General features: G+C 69.5%; 18 protein-coding genes. 14 read left to right on the forward strand and 4 right to left on the reverse strand.

Annotated elements, in window-relative coordinates; translation table 11 throughout:
• Together dprA and RWN05_RS03755 are read left to right on the forward strand one after the other, a co-directional pair.
• The coding region (gene dprA, locus RWN05_RS03750; RefSeq protein ID WP_314138592.1) for a DNA-processing protein DprA at positions 1 to 875 on the forward strand (875 nt) is incomplete at its 5' end.
• Positions 876 to 932: 57 nt separating this feature from the next.
• Positions 933 to 1,862 (forward strand): tyrosine recombinase XerC, encoded by a 930-nt coding sequence (locus RWN05_RS03755; RefSeq protein ID WP_071260881.1) that lies wholly within the window; start codon positions 933 to 935, stop codon positions 1,860 to 1,862.
• Here the strand turns inward: RWN05_RS03755 and RWN05_RS03760 are convergent.
• Positions 1,835 to 2,359, reverse strand: a complete 525-nt coding sequence (locus RWN05_RS03760; protein WP_314138596.1) for a M23 family metallopeptidase — start codon at positions 2,357 to 2,359, stop codon at positions 1,835 to 1,837. The genes RWN05_RS03755 and RWN05_RS03760 overlap by 28 nt on opposite strands.
• Positions 2,360 to 2,672: 313 nt before the next feature.
• On the opposite strand from RWN05_RS03760, the gene rpsB reads away from it, so the two are divergent.
• The 11 genes from rpsB to RWN05_RS03815 all read left to right on the forward strand — a co-directional run bounded on the left by rpsB (position 2,673) and on the right by RWN05_RS03815 (position 12,525).
• Positions 2,673 to 3,596, forward strand: a complete 924-nt coding sequence (gene rpsB, locus RWN05_RS03765; protein ID WP_064295105.1) for a 30S ribosomal protein S2 — start codon at positions 2,673 to 2,675, stop codon at positions 3,594 to 3,596.
• Positions 3,597 to 3,614: 18 nt separating this feature from the next.
• Positions 3,615 to 4,442, forward strand: coding sequence for a translation elongation factor Ts (tsf, locus tag RWN05_RS03770; protein ID WP_079002272.1), 828 nt, complete (start codon positions 3,615 to 3,617; stop codon positions 4,440 to 4,442).
• Positions 4,443 to 4,611: 169 nt separating this feature from the next.
• Positions 4,612 to 5,325 carry a UMP kinase gene (pyrH, locus tag RWN05_RS03775; RefSeq protein ID WP_056006822.1) on the forward strand — a complete coding sequence of 238 codons (714 nt, stop codon included), beginning with the start codon at positions 4,612 to 4,614 and terminating at the stop codon, positions 5,323 to 5,325.
• A gap of 72 nt (positions 5,326 to 5,397) precedes the next feature.
• Complete coding sequence (gene frr / locus RWN05_RS03780; protein WP_079003892.1) at positions 5,398 to 5,952, forward strand: ribosome recycling factor; 555 nt, start codon at positions 5,398 to 5,400, stop codon at positions 5,950 to 5,952.
• Between the two features lie 71 nt (positions 5,953 to 6,023).
• On the forward strand, positions 6,024 to 7,070 hold the full coding sequence (locus RWN05_RS03785) for a phosphatidate cytidylyltransferase (RefSeq protein WP_314138604.1): 1,047 nt from the start codon (positions 6,024 to 6,026) through the stop codon (positions 7,068 to 7,070).
• A gap of 55 nt (positions 7,071 to 7,125) precedes the next feature.
• Entirely contained in the window at positions 7,126 to 7,683 is a 558-nt protein-coding gene (locus tag RWN05_RS03790; RefSeq protein ID WP_285039205.1) for a DivIVA domain-containing protein, read from the forward strand.
• A gap of 75 nt (positions 7,684 to 7,758) precedes the next feature.
• Positions 7,759 to 8,427, forward strand: coding sequence for a hypothetical protein (locus RWN05_RS03795; RefSeq protein WP_064295109.1), 669 nt, complete (start codon positions 7,759 to 7,761; stop codon positions 8,425 to 8,427).
• A 50-nt stretch (positions 8,428 to 8,477) separates the two neighbouring features.
• On the forward strand, positions 8,478 to 8,768 hold the full coding sequence (locus RWN05_RS03800) for a hypothetical protein (RefSeq protein WP_071260877.1): 291 nt from the start codon (positions 8,478 to 8,480) through the stop codon (positions 8,766 to 8,768).
• A 52-nt stretch (positions 8,769 to 8,820) separates the two neighbouring features.
• On the forward strand, positions 8,821 to 9,564 hold the full coding sequence (locus RWN05_RS03805; protein ID WP_314138607.1) for an alpha/beta hydrolase: 744 nt from the start codon (positions 8,821 to 8,823) through the stop codon (positions 9,562 to 9,564).
• Between the two features lie 118 nt (positions 9,565 to 9,682).
• Complete coding sequence (locus tag RWN05_RS03810; RefSeq protein ID WP_079002278.1) at positions 9,683 to 11,548, forward strand: hypothetical protein; 1,866 nt, start codon at positions 9,683 to 9,685, stop codon at positions 11,546 to 11,548.
• A complete protein-coding gene (locus tag RWN05_RS03815) occupies positions 11,545 to 12,525 on the forward strand; it encodes a tetratricopeptide repeat protein (RefSeq protein ID WP_071260873.1) in 981 nt (326 codons plus the stop codon). Before RWN05_RS03810 ends, RWN05_RS03815 begins: the two co-directional genes overlap by 4 nt.
• A gap of 78 nt (positions 12,526 to 12,603) precedes the next feature.
• Here the strand turns inward: RWN05_RS03815 and glgB are convergent, their stop codons facing one another.
• On the reverse strand, positions 12,604 to 14,826 hold the full coding sequence (gene glgB, locus RWN05_RS03820; protein ID WP_153303581.1) for a 1,4-alpha-glucan branching protein GlgB: 2,223 nt from the start codon (positions 14,824 to 14,826) through the stop codon (positions 12,604 to 12,606).
• Positions 14,827 to 14,891: 65 nt separating this feature from the next.
• Positions 14,892 to 16,946 (reverse strand): alpha-1,4-glucan--maltose-1-phosphate maltosyltransferase, encoded by a 2,055-nt coding sequence (locus RWN05_RS03825; RefSeq protein ID WP_314138611.1) that lies wholly within the window; start codon positions 16,944 to 16,946, stop codon positions 14,892 to 14,894.
• A gap of 149 nt (positions 16,947 to 17,095) precedes the next feature.
• Here RWN05_RS03825 and glgP point away from each other — a divergent pair, with 149 nt between their 5' ends.
• The gene (gene glgP / locus RWN05_RS03830; protein ID WP_314138613.1) at positions 17,096 to 19,669 is read left to right on the forward strand and encodes an alpha-glucan family phosphorylase; all 2,574 of its coding nucleotides are present in this window, start codon (positions 17,096 to 17,098) and stop codon (positions 19,667 to 19,669) included.
• 57 nt (positions 19,670 to 19,726) lie between these two features.
• Here glgP and ybaK read toward each other — a convergent pair whose 3' ends face one another.
• A complete protein-coding gene (gene ybaK, locus RWN05_RS03835; RefSeq protein ID WP_314138615.1) occupies positions 19,727 to 20,218 on the reverse strand; it encodes a Cys-tRNA(Pro) deacylase in 492 nt (163 codons plus the stop codon).

Consider the following 20,218-nt stretch of genomic DNA (forward strand, 5'->3'; position numbering starts at 1 on the left):
AGATCGGCGTCCGGCTCCTCCTGCCCGGCGCTCCGGGCTGGCATGCGGGGTTCGAGCACCTCGGTGTGCACGCGCCGCACGCCCTCTGGTTGCGCGGTTCTCCCAACGCCCCTGCGGGAGAACGCGCCATCGCGTTGGTCGGGGCCCGGGCCGCGTCCGGTTACGGCGAGCACGTCACCCTCGAGGCTGCGGCCGGGCTCGTCGATCGGGGCTTCGCGATCGTGTCGGGTGCCGCGTACGGCATCGACGGCGCGGCGCACCGAGCCGCCCTCGGGAGCGGGGGCGTGACCGTGGCCTACCTCGCAGGCGGGGTCGATCGGCCGTACCCGGCCGGTCACGATGCGCTCATCCGTCGGATCCGCGAGGCCGGTGGAGCCGTCATCAGCGAATCACCGTGCGGGTCCACACCGTCCAAATGGCGATTTCTGCAGCGGAACCGACTCATCGCCGCAGCCTCGGCTGCGACGGTGGTCATGGAGGCCGGCGACCGCTCCGGGTCGATCAACACGGCGGGTCACGCTGCGTCCCTCGGGCGTCCGCTCGGAGCCGTGCCCGGCCCGGTCACGAGTCCGTCGTCGGCGGGCTGTCACCGCCTGATCCGTGAGTACGCCGCCACGTGCGTGACGAACGCCGCGCAGATGGCGGAGCTCGCCGGGTGGACCGCGGTCGATGCGGACGCGCAGGCGTTCGCCTCCCCGGAGGAACGCCGGGTCCGTGATGTGATGAGTGCGCGCTCGCCACGCACCGTCGAGGCGCTCGCGAAAGCGAGTGGTCTGAGTCCTCGCGAGGTCACCGGCGTGCTCGGTGCGCTCGATCTCGCCGGGGCCGTCGAGGAACGGGAGCGCGGGTGGGTGCTCGTCGGGGGACGGGCGTGAGGTGATCGCTCGGCGGGGGAAGGCCACGGCGTCGGACGCGTGGGGCATGCTGTCCACGTGGACATCTGGAGCAGCATCGACGGGTTCTCGGAGCACCTCGCTTCCGAGCGTCGGCTGTCGCCGCAGACCGTTCGCGCCTACGCCTCCGATCTTCGGCAGCTCGCCGACTTCGCCACCGGACGCGACGTCGAGCTCGTCGACGGCGTGACGCTGGACCTCCTCCGCGACTGGCTCTGGGCCGCTTCCGAGGCCGGCTCGTCCAAGGCGACGCTCGCGCGACGCACCGCCACGGCGAAGGCCTGGAGCGCCTGGCTCCTCCGCACCGGCAGGGTCGATTCGGACGTCGCAGCACGTCTCCGGAGTCCGAAGACGGGTCGGACCCTGCCACGCGTCGTCGGCCGGGGCCCGTTCGACGACCTCCTCGCGGGGCTCGAGGACCGCGCCGCATCGGGGGAGCCGAACGCCCTCCGCGACCTCGCCGTCGTCGAACTGCTCTACGCCTCGGCCCTTCGCGTGTCCGAGCTGTGCGGACTCGACCGGGACGACCTCGACCTCGACCGACTCACCGTCCGGGTCACGGGCAAAGGCGACAAGGAGCGGGTCGTGCCGTTCGGCGTCCCCGCTCAGTCGGCGATCGTCGACTACCTCACGAGCGCCCGCCCGCAGCTGGTCGCCCGTGCAGCCGCGAACGACCGCGGACCGACGCCCGGCGCAGCCCTCTTCCTCGGCGCGCGCGGAGGGCGGCTCGGCCCGCGCTCCGTCTACACACTCGTCGCCCGGCTCCTCGACGCCGTGCCCGGCGGCGGTCCGGCAGGGCCTCACGCCCTGAGGCACACCGCCGCGACGCACCTGCTCGACGGAGGAGCGGACCTCCGCGCCGTCCAGGAGCTCCTCGGCCACGCGAGTCTCGCGACGACGCAGATCTACACGCACGTCTCCGTCGAACGCATCAAGGAGAGCTACCGCAACGCCCACCCGCGGGCCTGAGTCCCCGCGGTCGCGGTCAGCGGGAGCAGGACGGCCGGTGGCACCTCGCCGAGCAGCAGCATCGGATTGACGTAGACGCCGTCGCGCCGCACCCCGAAGTGGACGCAGCCGTCGGCGCAGTGCCCGCCGACGCCGACCGTCCCGATCGGTGCCCCACGGGTCACCGGACTGCCGACGTCGACCGAACCCACCACCGGCTCGATGCTCGAGACGTGTCCGTCGTCGTGCCGGATCACGACGAGTGGGCGGTCGACCACCGTCCCGCTGAACGTCACGACGCCGGCTGCCGCTGCGGCCACCGGCTGACCGGGCGATGTCGCGATGTCGACACCCCGGTGGCCGGCGCTGTACGGGTCGGGCGGCGCGACGAACGGCTCGGTGACGAGGTGCGGGGGAGCGATCGGCCAGCTCCAGGCCGGCGCCGCTCCGGACGTGCTCACGGGTGCGCGGAGCACCAGGCAGGAGATGAGGATCCAACTGGCGATCGAGGTCATCATGATCCGAGCCTGACGGGGTCGGGAGAGCGAGGGCGGGCGGGCGCCTCGGAGCGGGGAGACGGACCTGGTCGGACGGCCTGTGGAGCGCCGTCATCACGGTGGCCTGATGCTATGCTGAACGGAGCACCTCGCTCGTCGGGGTGACTACGCGTGCCATTTCGGCCACCACTTCCAATCGGTCCTCGCTCTCCGGAGCGTGGCGGACGTGCGCCGGGCACCAGGGACGAGGCCATCCGGTCCGTCAGACAACCGAGGCACTCCCACTCGTCCGCGTCAGCGGTGCGGTGGCGAGCGCAGAACAGGAGAACGGCTCATGGCCGTCGTAACCATCCGCCAGCTGCTCGACAGCGGCGTGCACTTCGGGCACCAGACCCGCCGTTGGAACCCGAAGATGAAGCGCTTCATCTTCACCGAGCGTTCCGGCATCTACATCATCGACCTGCAGCAGTCGCTCGGCTACATCGACCAGGCCTTCGACTTCGTCAAGGAGACGGTCGCCCACGGCGGCACCATCCTCTTCGTCGGCACGAAGAAGCAGGCGCAGGAAGTCATCGCCGAGCAGGCGACGCGCGTCGGCCAGCCCTACGTCAACCAGCGTTGGCTCGGTGGCCTCCTCACCAACTTCCAGACGGTGTCGAAGCGACTCGCCCGCATGAAGGAGCTCGAGGAGCTCGACTTCGAAGACGCCTCCAAGAGCGGCTTCACCAAGAAGGAACTCCTCATCAAGAAGCGCGAGCTGGACAAGCTCCACAAGTCGCTCGGTGGTATCCGCAACCTCTCGAAGACGCCGTCGGCGCTCTGGGTCGTCGACACCAAGAAGGAGCACCTCGCGATCGACGAGGCGCGCAAGCTCGGCATCCCGGTCATCGGCATCCTCGACACCAACTGCGACCCCGACGAGGTCACCTACCCGATCCCGGGTAACGACGACGCGATCCGTTCCGTCGGCCTGCTGACGCGCATCATCGCCGACGCCGCCGCCGAGGGCCTCATCCAGCGCCACCAGAAGCCGACCGAGGGCGACGCCCCGGCCGAGCCGCTCGCCGAGTGGGAGCAGGAGCTGCTCCAGGGCGGCGAGCAGGGTTCCGCCGAGACCGAGAAGGTCGCCGATGAGGCGATCGCCGCAACCGACGCCGTCGAGGCAGCCCCGGCTGTCGAAGACGTCGAGGTCGCTGCAACCGAGTCCGCCGCCGACGCCGAGGGCGCAGCTGCCGCCGTCGTCGCCGACGAGAAGTAATCAAGGAGGACACCAGCAATGGCCAACTTTTCTCTCGCTGACCTGAAGGTGCTGCGCGAGCAGCTCGGCACCGGCATGGTCGACACCAAGAACGCACTCGTCGAAGCCGATGGCGACGTCGAGAAGGCGACCGAGATCCTGCGTCTCAAGGGTGCGAAGGGCAACGCGAAGCGTGCCGACCGCTCCACGAGCGAGGGCCTCGTCGCCGCGAAGGAGAACGGCGACACCGCCACGCTCATCGAGCTCGCCTGCGAGACCGACTTCGTCGCGAAGGGTGAGAAGTTCCTCGCCCTGGCCGACCTCGTCCTCGACGCGGTCGTCGCCGCCGGCGCGACCACCGTCGAAGAGGGGAACGCGGCTCCGGCCGACGGCAAGACCGTCGCCGAGGTCATCGCGGACTCCGCTGCGATCATCGGTGAGAAGTTCGAGCTCCGCCGCCTCGCGGTGGTGCACGGTGAGCACTTCGCCGTCTACCTCCACAAGACCAACAAGGACCTGCCCGCGCAGGTCGGTGTGGTCGTCGGCTACTCGGGTGACGACGCGGAGACGGCTCGCAGCATCGCGCAGCACATCTCGTTCGCCAACCCGTCCTACCTCAGCCGCGACGACGTCCCGGCCGACGAGGTCGAGAAGGAGCGCGAGATCGTCACCGAGATCTCGAAGAACGAGGGCAAGCCCGAGGCCGCACTGCCGAAGATCGTCGAGGGCCGCGTGACCTCGTACTTCAAGCAGGTCGCGCTCCTCGAGCAGGACTACGCCAAGGACAACAAGCTGTCCGTGCAGAAGGTGCTCGCTGACGCGGGCCTCACCGTGACCGGGTTCGCCCGCTTCAAGGTCGGCGCGTAGCAGTTGTGACGGGGTCCGGATCGCCAGTGGCGATCCGGACCCCTTTGCGTGCGCGGGCATACCCGCGCACGTGGGATCGGTGACGATCCGGTCAGCGAGTCGACCACTGTCGCGGACAGCGGGCGGCTCATGACGCTAAGTTGTGTGAGGGACGAGGAAGGACAGGCGGATGCCGGAGAAGAAGCGCAGGGTACTGCTCAAGCTGTCAGGTGAGGCGTTCGGAGGCGGCCAGTTGGGTGTCAACCCCGACGTGGTCGGGTCCATCGCCCGCGAGATCGCCGAGGCGACCGCCGAGGTCGAGGTCGCAGTGGTCGTCGGAGGCGGCAACTTCTTCCGCGGAGCCGAGCTCAGCCAGCGCGGCATGGACCGCGGCCGAGCCGACTACATGGGCATGCTCGGAACAGTCATGAACGCCCTGGCGCTCCAGGACTTCCTGGAACAGGCCGGCGCCGCCACGCGCGTGCAGTCGGCCATCGCCATGACGCAGGTCGCCGAACCGTACATCCCGCTCCGCGCCGAGCGACACCTGGAGAAGGGTCGCGTCGTCATCTTCGGAGCGGGCGCAGGGCTGCCGTACTTCTCGACCGACACCGTCTCCGCACAGCGCGCGCTCGAGATCGGAGCCGTCGAGGTCCTCGTCGCCAAGAACGGTGTCGACGGCGTCTACACCGCCGACCCCCGCGTCGACCCGACCGCGACGAAGATCGACACCATCTCCTACCAGGAGGCGCTCCAGCGCGGCCTCAAGGTCGTCGACTCGACGGCCTTCAGCCTCTGCATGGACAACGGCATGCCGATGCGCGTCTTCGGTATGGAGCCGGCCGGCAACGTCACGGCGGCCATCCGCGGTGCCGCGATCGGCACCCTCGTCACCTCCGCCTAGGCGGCAGGGCGGCCAGGCCGAGCCCCGCCGCCCGACTAGACTGAACCCAGAAATGCAATCAAAGGAGTGCTCGTGATCGCGGATGTCCTCTCGGATGTTGGTACCCGGATGTCGAAGGCCGTCGAGGCCGCGAAGGATGACTTCGCCACGGTGCGTACGGGTCGCGCCAACCCCCAGCTGTTCCAGAAGGTCCTGGTGAGCTACTACGGCACGCCGACGCCGCTGGCGCAGCTCGCCTCCCTGCAGAACCAGGAAGCGCGCACGATCGTCGTGACGCCCTACGACAAGTCCGCGCTGCGCGACATCGAGCAGGCGATCCGCGACATCCCGAACCTCGGTGCCAACCCGACGAACGACGGCACCGTCATCCGGGTCACCATGCCCGAGCTGACCGCTGAGCGTCGCAAGGAATACGTCAAGATCGTCCGCGGCAAGGGTGAAGACGCGAAGGTGTCCATCCGCAACATCCGTCGCAAGGGCAAGGACGACCTCGAGGCGCTCAAGAGTGAGGTCGGCGACGACGACGTCGCACGCGGCGAGAAGGAGCTCGAGGTCGTCACGAAGTCGCACATCGACGCCGTCGACGCCGCGCTGAAGGCCAAGGAGACCGAGCTGCTCTCCATCTGAGCCGCTGTCCCACCGCTGATTCCGTTCGCCGACCGGTCCCTCGACCGACGGCACGCCCGCTGGAGGTACCTGTGGAAGACGATGTCGCTCCCGGGCGATCGAGCGAACCGTCGAAACCCGAGCCCGGCCGGTCCGGCAAGTCGGGCTCGCAGGAGTTGCGGTCCCAGCTGAAGGACCGCCGCGCGAAGTTCGAGCGGCAGGTCGACGCCAAACGCGCCGACATCGAACGGCAGGTCCAGGCGACGAAGGCGCAGTTCGACGCGACGAACGAACGCATCGAGGCGCGGGTCGGCCGCAACCTCGTGAACGCCATCCTCATCGGGGTGGCCGCGGGCGGCATCATGCTCGTGAGCCTGATCATCTTCAAGGTGATCTTCGTCGTCCTGGCCTCGGCCGTGGTGGCTTTCGCCACGCTGGAGCTGCGGAAGGCCCTCGAGCAGACCGGGCGCCGGGTGCCGGCGATCCCGACCGTCATCTCCGCCGTCGCGATGCAGCCGGCGGCGTTCTTCCTCCACGACGTCTGGCGTTGGTCCGTCGTCCTGCTCGGCATCCTGCTCGTCATCGTCTGGCGCGTGGCCGAGCAGGCCATCGCTTCGAAGCGGACCGACCTTCCCACGCTCGTCCGCGACCTCGCGTCCGGGACGTTCATCCAGGTCTACGTCCCCTTCCTCGCCTCCTTCGCCGTGTTTCTGGTCGCCCAGCCCGAGGGCGAGTGGTGGACGCTGGCGTTCTTGATCCTCGTCATCTGCGTCGATGTCGGCGCCTACGTGAGTGGCCTGTCGTTCGGCAAGCACAAGATGGCGCCGGTGATCAGCCCGAACAAGACCTGGGAGGGCTTCGCCGGGGCGGGTGTCGTCGCTGTCGTGGCCGGTGTGCTGCTCGCGATCCTCATGCTCGGTGTGCCGTGGTGGGTCGGTGTCCTGCTCGGCCTGCTGCTCCTCGGCAGTGCCACGGTCGGCGACCTCGCCGAGTCGCTCATCAAGCGCGACATCGGCGTGAAGGACATGAGCTCGTGGCTGCCGGGACACGGGGGATTCCTCGACCGTCTGGACTCGATCCTGCCGTCGGCGGTCGTCGCCTACGTGGTCTTCCTGCTGTTCGGCGGACTAGCGGTCTGAGCTCTGGCCCGGTCCGATTTCGCCCGATCAGCCCCTCATGGGGGAGAATGGTCCGGTGAGCACGATCTTCCCCACCTCAAAGCGTTCGAAGCGTGGCTACGATCCGGCCGAGGTCGACGAATTCCTCGACCGCGCTCGCGCCGCCTACGGGCAGGACGCCGACGCCGACGCGGATGCGACTCTGAGCGCGGAGGACATCCGGCACGTGGCGTTCCGGCTCGTCCGGGGTGGCTACAGCACCGAGCACGTCGACGCGGCGCTCGAGCGACTCGAGGACGCCTTCTCGCTCCGCGAGCGGGAGCGGTCGGTCGAGGAGCGCGGTGCCAAGGAGTGGCTGCGGGACGCCCGCGGCACGGCGCAGGTCATCCTCAACCGGCTGACCAGGCCGGAGGGCCAGCGGTTCCAGCGCGTGAGCCTGCTCGCCCGCGGCTACAGCCGGAAGGACGTGGACGCCCTCGCGGATCGCCTCGTCGCCTACTTCCACGACGGCACACCGCTCAACATCGACCGCGTCCGCACGGCCGTGTTCCGCAACGAATGGGCCGGTTACCGCGAGTCGCAGGTCGACGCACTGCTCGACAGCGTCGTGGACGTCATGCTGGCGGTTCGCTGAGCGTCGGGCGACCAGGTGGCCTGATCAGGCATTCTCGGCTACCATCGATGCATCGTGCCTCAAGACTCAACTGACGTGACCCCGTGGAAACCATCAGCCCAGCCGAACACCGGTAAGGCGGTCCAGCCGTACCGTCGGCCGCGATCTCGCGGCAAGAAAGTCCTCGGCATCTTCGCCGCGACGGCTGCATTCGGCTTCGTCGCCGTGACGATGGTCGACCCGACCTCGAGCGTCGTGGCGTCCTCCTATGCGGAGAAGCAGGCGCAGTTCGGTGGCAACGCGGCGCAGTCCGTCGTCGCGAGTTCGAACTACCAGTACACCTTCGCCCGCGACAGCTACGAGGTCGTCGCTCCGCCCCCGCCGCCTCCCGTGGCGACGCCGGCCGCGACCGACGGCGGTTCCTCGTCCACGGGCAGCGCTCCCGCGGCAGGCACGCCCGACCCGGGTACGGCTCAGGCGATCGCCTACGACATGGTCATGGCCAATGGCTGGGGCGAGGGCGAGTACAGCTGCCTCGTCTCCCTGTGGAACCGTGAGTCGGGTTGGAACGTGTACGCCTACAACGCCAGCTCCGGTGCCACGGGCATCCCGCAGGCGCTTCCCGGCTCCAAGATGGCCTCGGCCGGCGCCGACTGGGCGACCAACCCAGCGACGCAGATCACCTGGGGTCTCGGATATATCACGAGTCGGTACAGCACGCCGTGCGGCGCGTGGGCCCACTCGGAGTCCAACGGCTGGTACTGACCGGAACCGCCCCCCGACACGGTCGTGGAGGCTGAGCCTAGACTTGACCCATGCCCCGACACCACCGCCACCGGCCACGGCCCGGCGACGACGAGGGTAACGGTCTCGAACGGCTGATGGCAGGGTGGAAACGCACCGAGGACCATCGAGACGGATCCTGGTTCGTCCAGCCCGTCAGCGGTTCCAGTGCGCAGAAGACCTACGTGTGTCCGGGATGCGGACAGTCCATCCCGCCCGGCACCGCACATGTGGTGACGTGGCGCGCCGACGGGGTCCTGGGCGACCAGGCCGACATCGCTGCCCGGCGGCATTGGCACTCCCACTGCTGGCGGATCCGGTGAACGCCCGCACGCCGCGAATCGACCCGACCACACTGCCCCGGAGGACTGACTCATGACCGACACCATCGAGATCCGTGGTGGCGCCGAGCTCCCCGCCGTCCGCGAGGAGATCGAGCTGCACACGGCCGACGGCCTGACTCTCGTCGGCGAGCTCGCGGTGCCGGCCGATGGCGAGATCGTCGCGACCCTGGTGACGCTCCACCCGCTGCCGACCGCCGGCGGGTTCATGGACTCCCATGTGCTGCGGAAGGCCGCGGCGCGCCTGCCTGCGCTCGCGGGGATCGCGGTGCTCCGCTTCAACACCCGCGGCACCTCGTCTCCTCGAGGGACGAGCGACGGCGCCTTCGACGGCGGCGTCGGGGAGCGGGCCGACGTCGAGGCCGCGCTCGCGTTCGTGGCCGAGCGCGGGCTTCCGCACCCGTGGATCGTGGGATGGTCGTTCGGGACCGAGCTGGCCCTGAAGTACGGGCGCGACCCGGCCGTCGACGGAGTGATCCTCCTGTCTCCGCCGCTGCACCGGACGACGGAGGACGAGCTCCGGGCATGGGCCGGCGACGACCGGCCGATGGTCGTCCTCGTGCCCGAGTTCGACGACTACCTCCGACCCGCGGAAGCGGCGGAACGGTTCGGCGTCCTCCCCGGGGTCACGCTCGTCCCGGTGGACGGCGCCAAGCACCTGTGGGTGGGGGAGAGCCAGACCCGACGCGTGCTCACCGAGATCGTCGCTGCAGTGCGTCCCGAGGCGCTGCCGCTGCCGACCCACTGGCCGGCTCCCGGCCTCCCAGCGGCCGTCTAGCCGCCTCTCAGTCATTTCCGATAGCCTGAACCACCTGCGTCTCCTGCCGGCCCGACCCGCCGGATCCCGTCGGACGCAGGATCACCCGCGTCGTTCCGACGCCAGAGGAGAGTAATCCGTGCGTTTCGTTCTCGCCATCGCCGCGTTCGTCGTGGCAGCCGTCATGATCGTGACGGGAATCGCGCAACGGACCGTGTTCCTCTCGCCCGGCACCTTCAGCCTGTCGACGACGGTCGACAGCGGAGACCGGTTCATCGTCATCCCCGGGAGCGTGCTGCAGTCGCAGCCGGGAGCGCAGTCCATCGTGGCGGGCGCGGGCGGCGACACGCAGGTGTTCATGAGCTACGGGCGCTCCGACGACATCACGGCCTGGCTCGGCGACGAGCCCTACAGCCGTGTGGGCGTCAACAGTGCCGGTACCGCCCTGACGACCACGACCGTCACGGCCGAGGCGGACGCCACCGACGACGACGGGGCGACCCCGAGTCCCGAGCCGTCGGCGACGCCGGCCCCCGAGGCCAGCGACGACACCACCACCGCCGAGAAGGGCCCGGACCCGCGCGGATCCGACCTCTGGCTCGGTGAGTACGACGAGGCGGGCGCGGTCATCGCGACGATGAACCTGCCGAAGGACATCGACGTGCTCATCGCGACCGACGGCTCGGCCGCAGCTCCGGATTCCATCCGACTCTCATGGCCACTCGACAACGCCACCCCGTGGGCCGGTCCGCTGATCGCCGGTGGCATCCTCGTGCTCCTCGCCGGCATCGTGCTCTACCTCTCGGGGATCCAGCGCATGCGTCGCTCGCGAGGCCCGCGTCGCAAGGGTCCGGGACAAGGACAGAAGGGCATCACGAAGATGTCGAGACAACCGAAGCCGCGCCGCCCCCGTGAACTCGGAGCCGGCAAGACGAAGCGCTCTTCGCTGCGCCGTTCACTCGTCGTGGGCGTACCGCTCGTCCTCATCGGGACCCTGGGCCTGAGTGGCTGCTCCCAGGACTACTGGCCGACCATCGGAGCGCCGTCACCGACGCCCACCGTCACTGCGACGGACCTCCCGGCCGACAGTCAGGACCAGGACTTCGCCGCGCCCGTCGTCACCGTGCCACAGGTCGAGCGGATCGTGTCGCGGATCTCGACGGCGGCGTCCGAGGCCGATGCTGCGCTCGACGGCACCGCTGCAGCCGTCCGGTTCTCGGGGCCGGCTCTCGAGGAGCGCACCGCGAACTACGCCCTCCGCTCGAAGGTTGCGGACGCCGCCGGAGCGACGCCCATCCCCGCGTCGCCAGTCACGCTCACCCTGCCCCAGGCGACGGATGCCTGGCCTCGGACGGTCATGACCGCCATCCAGGACAAGGCCGACGAGACGGTGTCGCCGACGGTCCTCGTGATGACCCAGCAGGACCCGCGGTCGAACTACCAGGTCGTCTACGCGGAGAAGCTCCTCGAGGGCGCTCGACTCGAGAACGTCGCGCCCGCGACCATCGGTGCCGCGAGCGTCCCGCCGGACTCGAAGTTGCTCGTCATGCCGCCGGAGGAGATCGCCGCGGCATACGCCGACATCATCACCAACGGCGATGCGAGCACCTTCGCCGGCATGTTCAACGCCGACGGTGACGTCTTCCGGACGCAGGTCGCCGCGGACCGCGCCACGAAGGCCGCGAACCTGCCGACGACGGCGAGCATCGCCTTCTCGGCGGCCGCCGGTACCGGCCCGAACGTCGCACTGGCGACCAACGACTCGGGTGCGATCGTCGCCGTCAACGTGCAGGAGGGCGAGGTGGTCTCGGTCGTCACGGCCGGTGCTACCGTGAAACCTTCGGGTGCGGTCGCCGCGCTCTCCGGGATCACCGAGAGCGCGAAGGGGACGCAGGCCACCTACGGCGACCAGCTCCTGTTCTACGTGCCAGCCGTCAACTCCGGAGAGAAGATCACCTTGCTCGGATTCACCCAGACCCTCATCGCCGCATCGGAGCTCCCGTGAGTGCCGCGGAGCCGAGCGCAGCACACCTGCGCGGCGCCGTCGACCTCTCCGGCCTCGCTCGTCGCCACCAGACGCCGCCCGCGGGCGCGTCGACGCAGGCGGGCGCACCGGCAGAGGCGCCCGGCGCGACGACCGGCCAGACCGTCCAGGTCCCGTCCCTGGTCTTCGACGCGACGGACGACGGGTTCGGTCAGGTCGTCGAGCTGTCCTCCGTCGTCCCCGTCGTCATCGACCTCTGGGCCGAGTGGTGCGGACCGTGCAAGCAGCTCTCCCCGGTGCTCGAGCGGCTCGCCGCCGAATACGCCGGCCGCTTCGTGCTCGCCAAGGTCGACGTCGACGCGAACCCGCAGCTCTCCCAGGCGTTCCAGGCGCAGTCGATCCCGATGGTCGTCGCCGTCGTCGGCGGACGCCCGGTGCCGATGTTCAACGGCGCCATCCCGGAGTCGCAGGTGCGCGATGTGATCGAGCAGTTGCTGCAGCTGGCCGAACAGAACGGGGTCTCCGGTCGGGCCGTCGTCGCCGAAGGGGACGCCGCAGCTCCAGCCGAACCCGTGGAGGAGCCGCTGCCGCCCCTCCACGCCGAGGCGTACGAGGCCATCGAGCGTGCCGACTACCCGACGGCCATCGCCGCGTACGAGAAGGCCATCGCGCAGAATCCGAAGGACGACATGGCCGTGGCCGGCCTCGCTCAGGTCCGTCTGCTGCACCGCCTCACGGGGAAGACCCTCGATGAGATCCGCGCACGCGCCGCTGCTGCTCCCGACGACCTCGACGCCCAGCTGGCCGTCGCCGACCTCGACCTCTCCGGAGGACACCTCGAGGACGCCTTCGACCGTCTGCTGACGCTGTTCCCCGACCTCGACCAGTCGGGTAAGGACACCGTCCGGACGCGCCTGCTCGAGCTCTTCCAGGTCGCCGGCGTCACCGATCCGCGCGTCATGAAGGCCAGGGCCCGGTTGACCGGCCTCCTCTACTGACCGACCGATGCACGACGAAGGCCCGCCTCCCTCGGGAGGCGGGCCTTCGTCGTGCATCCGGGTGCTGCGGAAGCCTGATCAGCCGACGTGCTTGAGCCAGATCATGCCGAGCGGGGGGAGCGTGAGCTCGGCGGAAGCCGGGCGTCCTGCCCACGGTGACGCCGACGCCTCGATCGATCCGTAGTTGCCCACGCCGGATCCGCCGTACTCCACGGCGTCGGTGTTGAGGAGTTCCTCCCACCGACCGGCGCGAGGCAGGCCGACCCGGTACGGGCCGACGGGGGCGCCGGAGAAGTTGACCAGTGCGGCGATCACGTTGCCGTCGTCGTCCCAGCGCAGGAAGGAGAGCACGCTGTTCTGCGCGTCCCCGGCGTCGAGCCATTCGAAGCCGGCGGCGTCGTGGTCCAGGGCCCAGAGCGCCGGGTGCTCCGTGTACACGGCGTTGAGTCGTGACACGAGGCCGAGCAGCGCCCGGTGGCTCGGCTGGTCCAGGATCCACCAGTCGAGACCGCGTTCCTCAGACCATTCGGAGGGCTGACCGAACTCCTGGCCCATGAAGAGCAACTGCTTGCCGGGGTGGGCCCACATGAAGGCGAGGTAGGCGCGCATGTTCGCGAGTTGCTGCCAGTGGTCACCGGGCATCTTCGCGAGGAGGGAGCCCTTGCCGTGGACGACCTCGTCGTGGCTGATCGGCAGGAGGAAGCTCTCGCTGAAGGCATAGACCATCGAGAAGGTGATCTCGCCGTGGTGATGTGACCGGTAGAGCGGGTCGTGCTCGATGTACTGGAGCGAGTCGTGCATCCAGCCCATGTTCCACTTCAGGCCGAACCCGAGACCGCCCGCGCTCGTCGGCGCGGTGACGCCGGGCCAACTCGTCGACTCCTCGGCGATCATGACGATCCCGGGGTTCCGCCGGTAGGCCGTCGCGTTCGCCTCCTGGAGGAGACTGATCGCTTCGAGATTCTCGCGCCCGCCGTGGACGTTCGGCAGCCACTCGCCGTCCTTCCGCGAGTAGTCGAGGTACAGCATCGAGGCGACGGCGTCGACGCGCAGGCCGTCGACGTGGAACTCCTCGAGCCAGTAGAGGGCGTTGGCCACCAGGAAGTTCTTGACCTGGGGCTGCCCGAAGTCGAAGACGAGGGTGCCCCAGTCCGGCTGTTCGCCACGTCGCGGGTCGGGGTGCTCGTAGAGGGGCTGACCGTCGAAGTTCGCGAGGGCCCACTCGTCCTTGGGGAAGTGGCCGGGCACCCAGTCCATGAGGACGCCGATCCCCGCGCCGTGGAGACGGTCGATCAGGTACTTGAGGTCGTCGCTCGAACCGAAGCGGCTCGTCGGCGCGTAGTAGCCGGTGACCTGGTAGCCCCAGGAGCCGCCGAAGGGGTGCTCGGCGAGCGGCATGAACTCGACGTGCGTGTAGCCGAGCTCCGCGATGTACTCGATGAGCTGGTCCGCGAGGTCCCGGTAGCCGAGCCCGGGACGCCACGAGCCGACGTGGAGCTCGTAGACGCTCATGGGTCCGTTGTGCGGATCACTCGCGGCTCGCCGATCGAGCCACGCCTCGTCGGTCCAGCGGTAGTCGCTGACACCGGTCACGGATGCGGTGGCGGGGGAGCGCTCGGTGAACCGGGCCATCGGGTCGGACCGACGGACCCAGTCGCCGTGCTGGGTCAGGATCTCGAAGCGGTACAGCTCGCCGGCGCCGATGGTGGGGATGAACAGCTCCCAGACACCCGTCGCACCCATATTGCGCATGGCGTGCGCCGTGCCGTCCCAGGAGTTGAGGTCGCCGATGACCCGGACCGCACGTGCGTGAGGTGCCCAGACGGCGAACGCGGTGCCGGCGACCGACTCGGTGACCCCACGCAGCTCGGTGACGTGTGCGCCGAGGGCGTCCCAGAGTCGTTCGTGGCGACCCTCGCCGATGAGGTGCAGGTCGAGTTCGCCGATCGACGGCGCGAACCGGTACGGGTCGTCGGCGTTCCAGATCGATCCGTCGCTGTAGCGGGCGTCGAGCGTGTAGTCGATGATGCCGTCGACGTGGAAGCCCTGCCAGATGCCGGCGCGGACGTGCGCGAGCTCGACGCGCGCACCGTTGGCGAGCACCGCCGTCACCTGCTCGGCCAGCGGGCGTCTGGCGCGGACGACCACGAGGGGGTCGCTCACCCCGCCCAGGTCGATCAGGTGCTGCCCCAGGATCTCGTGTGGGTCGTGGTAGCGGCCCTCCGCGACGGCGTCGAGGATCCAGTCCTCGACGGAGGGGAGCGGGAGCTCCCGCGGCGCCGGTGTGGCGTCGACCGGCATGGGTGCGGCTCGACGGCCGGAGCGCTTCGGTGCAGCGGCTCCGTCTGGGGTCACAGGGCTGGTCGTCATGGTCGAATCCTCACGCTCAGGATGTGCACGGGCTCGGTGAAGGCGTCGAGGCGCACGAAGTTGCTGTCGGACCAGATCCACTCGGCTCCCGTGACGAGGTCCGTGACGTCGAAGCTGCCGCCCGGGACACCACCGAACACGGTCTGGTCGAGGTGCACCATGGTCTGTCGGACCGAGTGTGGATCGAGGTTGGCGACGACGAGCAGGGTGTCGTGTTCATCGGTCCCGGTGAACCGCTGGTCGAGATGCTTGCTGAAGACGAGGATCTGGTCATCGTCGCTCCAGTGGAAGCTGATGTTGCGCAACTGCCGGAGGGCGGGATGCGCACGCCGGATCCGGTTGAGCAGGGTGAGGTACGGCGACAGCGAGGTGCCGGCGGCTTCCGCAGCGGCCCAGTCCCGCGGACGGTACTCGAACTTCTCGCTGTCGATGTTCTCCTCGGCACCGGGACGGGCGACGTTCTCGATGAGCTCGTACCCGGCGTAGACCCCCCACGTCGGAGCGGCGGTCGCGGCGATCGCCGCACGCACCTTGTACGCCGCCCGGCCACCGAACTGGAGGTACTCGGTGAGGATGTCCGGCGTGTTGACGAACAGGTTGGGCCGGAGGAAGTCGGCGGTCTCGGTCGCCGCCGCACCGAGGAACTCCTCGAGCTCCTCCTTCGTGTTGCGCCAGGTGAAGTAGGTGTAGCTCTGCTGGAACCCGACCTTCGCCAGACCCTGCAGCAGGGCCGGACGGGTGAAGGCCTCCGCGAGGAACACGACGTCGGGGTCCGTCCGGTTGACGGTCGCGAGCAACCACTCCCAGAAGTCGAGCGGCTTGGTGTGGGGGTTGTCGACGCGGAAGATGCGGACGCCGAGCGAGATCCAGTGGCGGACGATGCGCATCACCTCGGCCCGGATGCCCTCGGGGTCGTTGTCGAAGTTGACCGGGTAGATGTCCTGGTACTTCTTCGGCGGGTTCTCGGCGTACGCGATCGTGCCGTCGGGGAGGGTCGTGAACCACTCGGGGTGCTCAGTCACCCAGGGGTGGTCCGGCGACGCTTGCAGGGCGAGATCGAGGGCGACCTCCAGACCGACCTTCTTCGCCTGGCGGACGAAGGCGACGAAATCCTTCTCCGTACCGAGGTCGGGATGGATCGCGTCATGACCGCCCGCGGCACCACCGATCGCCCAGGGGGAGCCCGGGTCGTGCTCGCCGGGGGTGAGGGTGTTGTTCGGTCCCTTGCGGAACGTCACGCCGATGGGGTGGATTGGCGGCAGGTAGAGGACGTCGAACCCCATCGCGGCGACGGCCGGCAACCGACCGGCCGCGCTGCGGAAGGTGCCCGACGTCCAGGAGCCGTCCGGGTTCCGCTCGGCACCCTCCGACCGCGGGAAGAACTCGTACCAGGAACCGACGCCGGCCCGGGTGCGCTCGACGCGGACCACGCGCTCGTCGCTCGTGCTCGCGAGACCGGCGAACGGCCGACGGTCGGCGATGGCCAGGAGTTCTGGATCGTCGAGCACCGCGAACCGGGCTTCCGGCTCGGCGTCGGTGTCGCGGAGGAGCTTGGCGGCGGCGGTGAGGAAGCGGCGGTCCTTCGCCGGGCGGAGCTTGTCCGTCGCGGCGCGCTCGAGGAGTTCCGCACCGATGAGGTACATGAGCTCGACGTCAACCCCGGCCTCGATCTTGACCCGGGCGTTGTGCTCCCAGGTCGCGAACTCGTCGGCGAAGGCGCGGACCTGGTACCGCCAGGTGCCCTCCGTCGCGAGTTGGACCTCGACCTCGAAGCGGTCGGTGCCCGGGGCGCCCGGAGACATCCGACGCGTGACCGTCTTCCCGCGCGGATCGGTGAGCAGGAGCTCGACGCCGATGAGGTCGTGTCCTTCGCGGAACGCGGTCGCGCCGAACGGCACCACCTCGCCCGAGAACGCCTTGGCCGGCCAACGGCCACCTTCGACCGAGGGCGTCGGATCCAGGATCGGGATGCGCCCGATGCTCGGGGACAGCGTGAGCGACACCGGTCCGGCGTCGTCGACGGTGGAGGACTGCGGTACTGACTTCGGCATAGTGCGTTCCATCTCCTTCGGTGCCACTGGTCCGACCGTACCGCGAAACGACCACCGATGAAGGGGCGCGCGGGGTGTCGCGCGTCATGCTAAGGCCTCGGGTGCTGCCGTGTCCTGAGCGGCCACCGCGGTTGCCCTAGAGTGAGCGCGTGAAGGCTATCCGCAGGTTTACCGTCCGCGCGCTCATCCCCGAGTCCCTGACCTCGCTCACCGCCCTCGCTGCGAACCTGCGGTGGTCGTGGCACGAGCCGACGCAGCGCCTGTTCGATGAGATCGCACCGGACGTCTGGCGCGAGTCCGACCATGATCCGATCAGCGGCCTCGGACTCGTGACACCGGAGCGACTGGCGGAACTCGCCGCCGATGCGGACTTCGTCGGTCGGGCCGACGCCTTGCACGCCGACCTCCGCCGGTATCTGGAGGAGCCGCGGTGGTACCAGGGCCTCCCGGACCCGAAACCACAGACGATCGCCTACTTCTCGCCCGAATTCGGTATCGCCGCGGCCCTGCCGCAGTATTCGGGTGGCCTCGGCATCCTCGCCGGCGACCACCTGAAGAGCGCGTCCGACCTGGGCGTACCGCTCGTCGGCGTGGGCCTCCTCTACCGCTCCGGATACTTCGCGCAGTCGATCACGAACGACGGCTGGCAGCAGGAGTCCTATCCCGTGCAGGACCCCGACGGACTCCCGGTCACGGTGCTCCGGGAACCGGACGGGACACCGGTCACCGTCACCCTGGCGCTCCCTGACGACCGGAGCCTGTCGGCACGGGTCTGGATCGCCGAGGTCGGTCGGGTGCCACTGCTGCTGCTCGACACGGACATCCCGGAGAACGTCGCCGAGCTGCGCGGCGTGACGGACCGGTTGTACGGCGGTGGCGGCGAGCATCGACTCCTGCAGGAACTCCTCCTCGGCATCGGCGGCGTCCGAGCGATCAAGCAGTGGAGCGAGCTCACGGACCACGCGCTGCCGCAGGTCTACCACTCCAACGAAGGCCACGCCGGTTTCCTGGGGCTCGAGCGGATCAGCGACCTCGTCGGGAACGGACTCTCCTTCGACGAGGCGCTGCAGCTCGTACGCGGCGGGACCGTCTTCACGACGCACACCCCCGTTCCGGCCGGGATCGACCGGTTCGACCGTGAGGTGATCACGCGCTACTTCAGCGGTGACCTGCTTCCGGGCGTCGCCGCACAGGACGCCCTCGCACTCGGCGACGAGACGGCGAACGGCGGCTCGGCCGACGTCTTCAACCTGGCGATCATGGGTCTGCGTCTGGCGCAGCGTGCGAACGGCGTCAGTCGGTTGCATGGCGAGGTGAGCCGGGCGATGTTCCGAGGCCTCTGGCCCGGCTTCGACGTCTCGGACGTGCCGATCACGTCCATCACGAACGGTGTCCACGCCCCGAGCTGGACCGATCCGTCGCTCGTCGACCTCGCCGTGGACCGGTGGGGGACGACCGACACGAGTCGGGCGGACTGGTCCGACCCCTCGGTCTCGGACGCCGAGCTCTGGTCGCGGAAGCACGGGATGCGGGAGCGCCTCGTCGCCGACGTGCGGCGCCGGATCGCCGACGGGTATCGGACCCAGAACCCGCAAGCGGTGCTCCCGTCCTGGATCGATGAACTGCTCGACCCCGAGGTGTTGACGATCGGGTTCGCCCGGCGCGTGCCGAGCTACAAGCGGCTCACCCTCATGTTGCGCGATCCCGATCGACTTCGCGCGATCCTGCTCCATCCCGAACGGCCCGTCCAGATCGTCGTCGCGGGCAAAGCGCACCCGGCGGACGACGACGGCAAGCGGCTCATCCAGCGCCTCGTACAGTTCGCCCAGGATCCCGAGCTCCGATCGCGCATCGTCTTCCTGCCCGACTACGGCATCGGGATGGCCAAGACGCTCTACCCGGGCTGTGACGTGTGGTTGAACAACCCGCTGCGTCCCCTCGAGGCCTGCGGGACCTCCGGCATGAAGGCCGCCCTCAACGGGGCCCTGAACCTGTCGATCCTCGACGGATGGTGGAACGAGTACGCCGACAGCGAGAACGGTTGGGTCATCCCGTCGGCGGACGGGGCGGCGGACGACGAGGAACGCGACGCCCTCGAGGCCACGGCGCTGTACGAGATCCTCGAGCACCAGCTGGTGCCGCGGTTCTACGAGCGTGAGGACGACGGGCTGCCGCAGCGCTGGATGCAGATGGTGCGACACACGCTCTCGACGCTGTCCGAACCGCTCAGCGCCGACCGCATGGTCCGCGAGTACACGGAGCGCATGTACCTCCCGGCGGCGGCGATGGAGCGCGAGCTCAACGCGTCCGATCAGCAGCGGGCGCGCGAGCTGGCAGCCTACAAGCAGCGGGTGCGCGAGGCCTGGCCACAGCTGGCGGTCGCCCATGTCGAGAGCGGCGGTGTCGACGCGGTCCCGCAGGTCGGTGACGTACTGCGGCTGCGCGCCTACGTCCAGCTGGGATCGCTGTCACCGGAGGACGTGACCGTCGAGGTGGTCTGCGGGGTACCCGGTGCCGGGGGAGAACTGCTCGACATCCGGACGCAGCCGCTCGAGCAGCAGCAGTCCCCGTCGACGAGTCGGCCGGAGCACACGCTCGAGTACGCCGGGACGCTTCCCCTCGATCGGGCCGGCGGGTTCGGGTACACGGTGCGCATCGTGCCGAGACACGAGCTGCTCCTCACCCCCGCGGAACTCGGGCTCGTCACCGTGGCGGATCAGTAGGGCAATCCCCTCCGACGCACCGGTGCGACCCTCGGACCGGTGCGTCGAGGGATCCGGCTATCTGGCGATCCGTGCGACGACGGCGGAGACGGCCGATCCGAGGTCGGACGGCGCGAGTTCGAGGTCGAACCCGCGCCGACCACCCGATACCAGCACCGTCTCGTGCTCGAAGGCGCTCTCGTCGAGCACCGTCGGGAGCCTGGTGCGCTGCCCGATCGGACTGATGCCGCCGACCACGTAGCCCGTCTTGCGCTCGGCGACGGCAGGGTCCGCCATCGTCGCCCGCTTCCCGTCGAGGGCCGCCGCGAGCGCCTTGAGGTCGAGTTGGTCGGCGACCGGGACGATCGCGACGACGAGCGAGCCGTCCACCTCCGCCAGCAGGGTCTTGAACACCCTGGGCGGTTCGACCCCGAGCGCCGTGGCGGCCTCGAGACCGAAGGCCGTCACCGACGGGTCGTGTCGGTAGGAACGCGGGGTGAAGGGGATGCCCAGCGAGGTCAACGTCACCGTCGCCGGGGTGCCGCCTCCCTCGGCCCTCCGTTTCGCCAT

It is taken from the genome of uncultured Plantibacter sp., assembly GCF_963518075.1.
GTDB lineage: Bacteria > Actinomycetota > Actinomycetes > Actinomycetales > Microbacteriaceae > Plantibacter > Plantibacter flavus_A.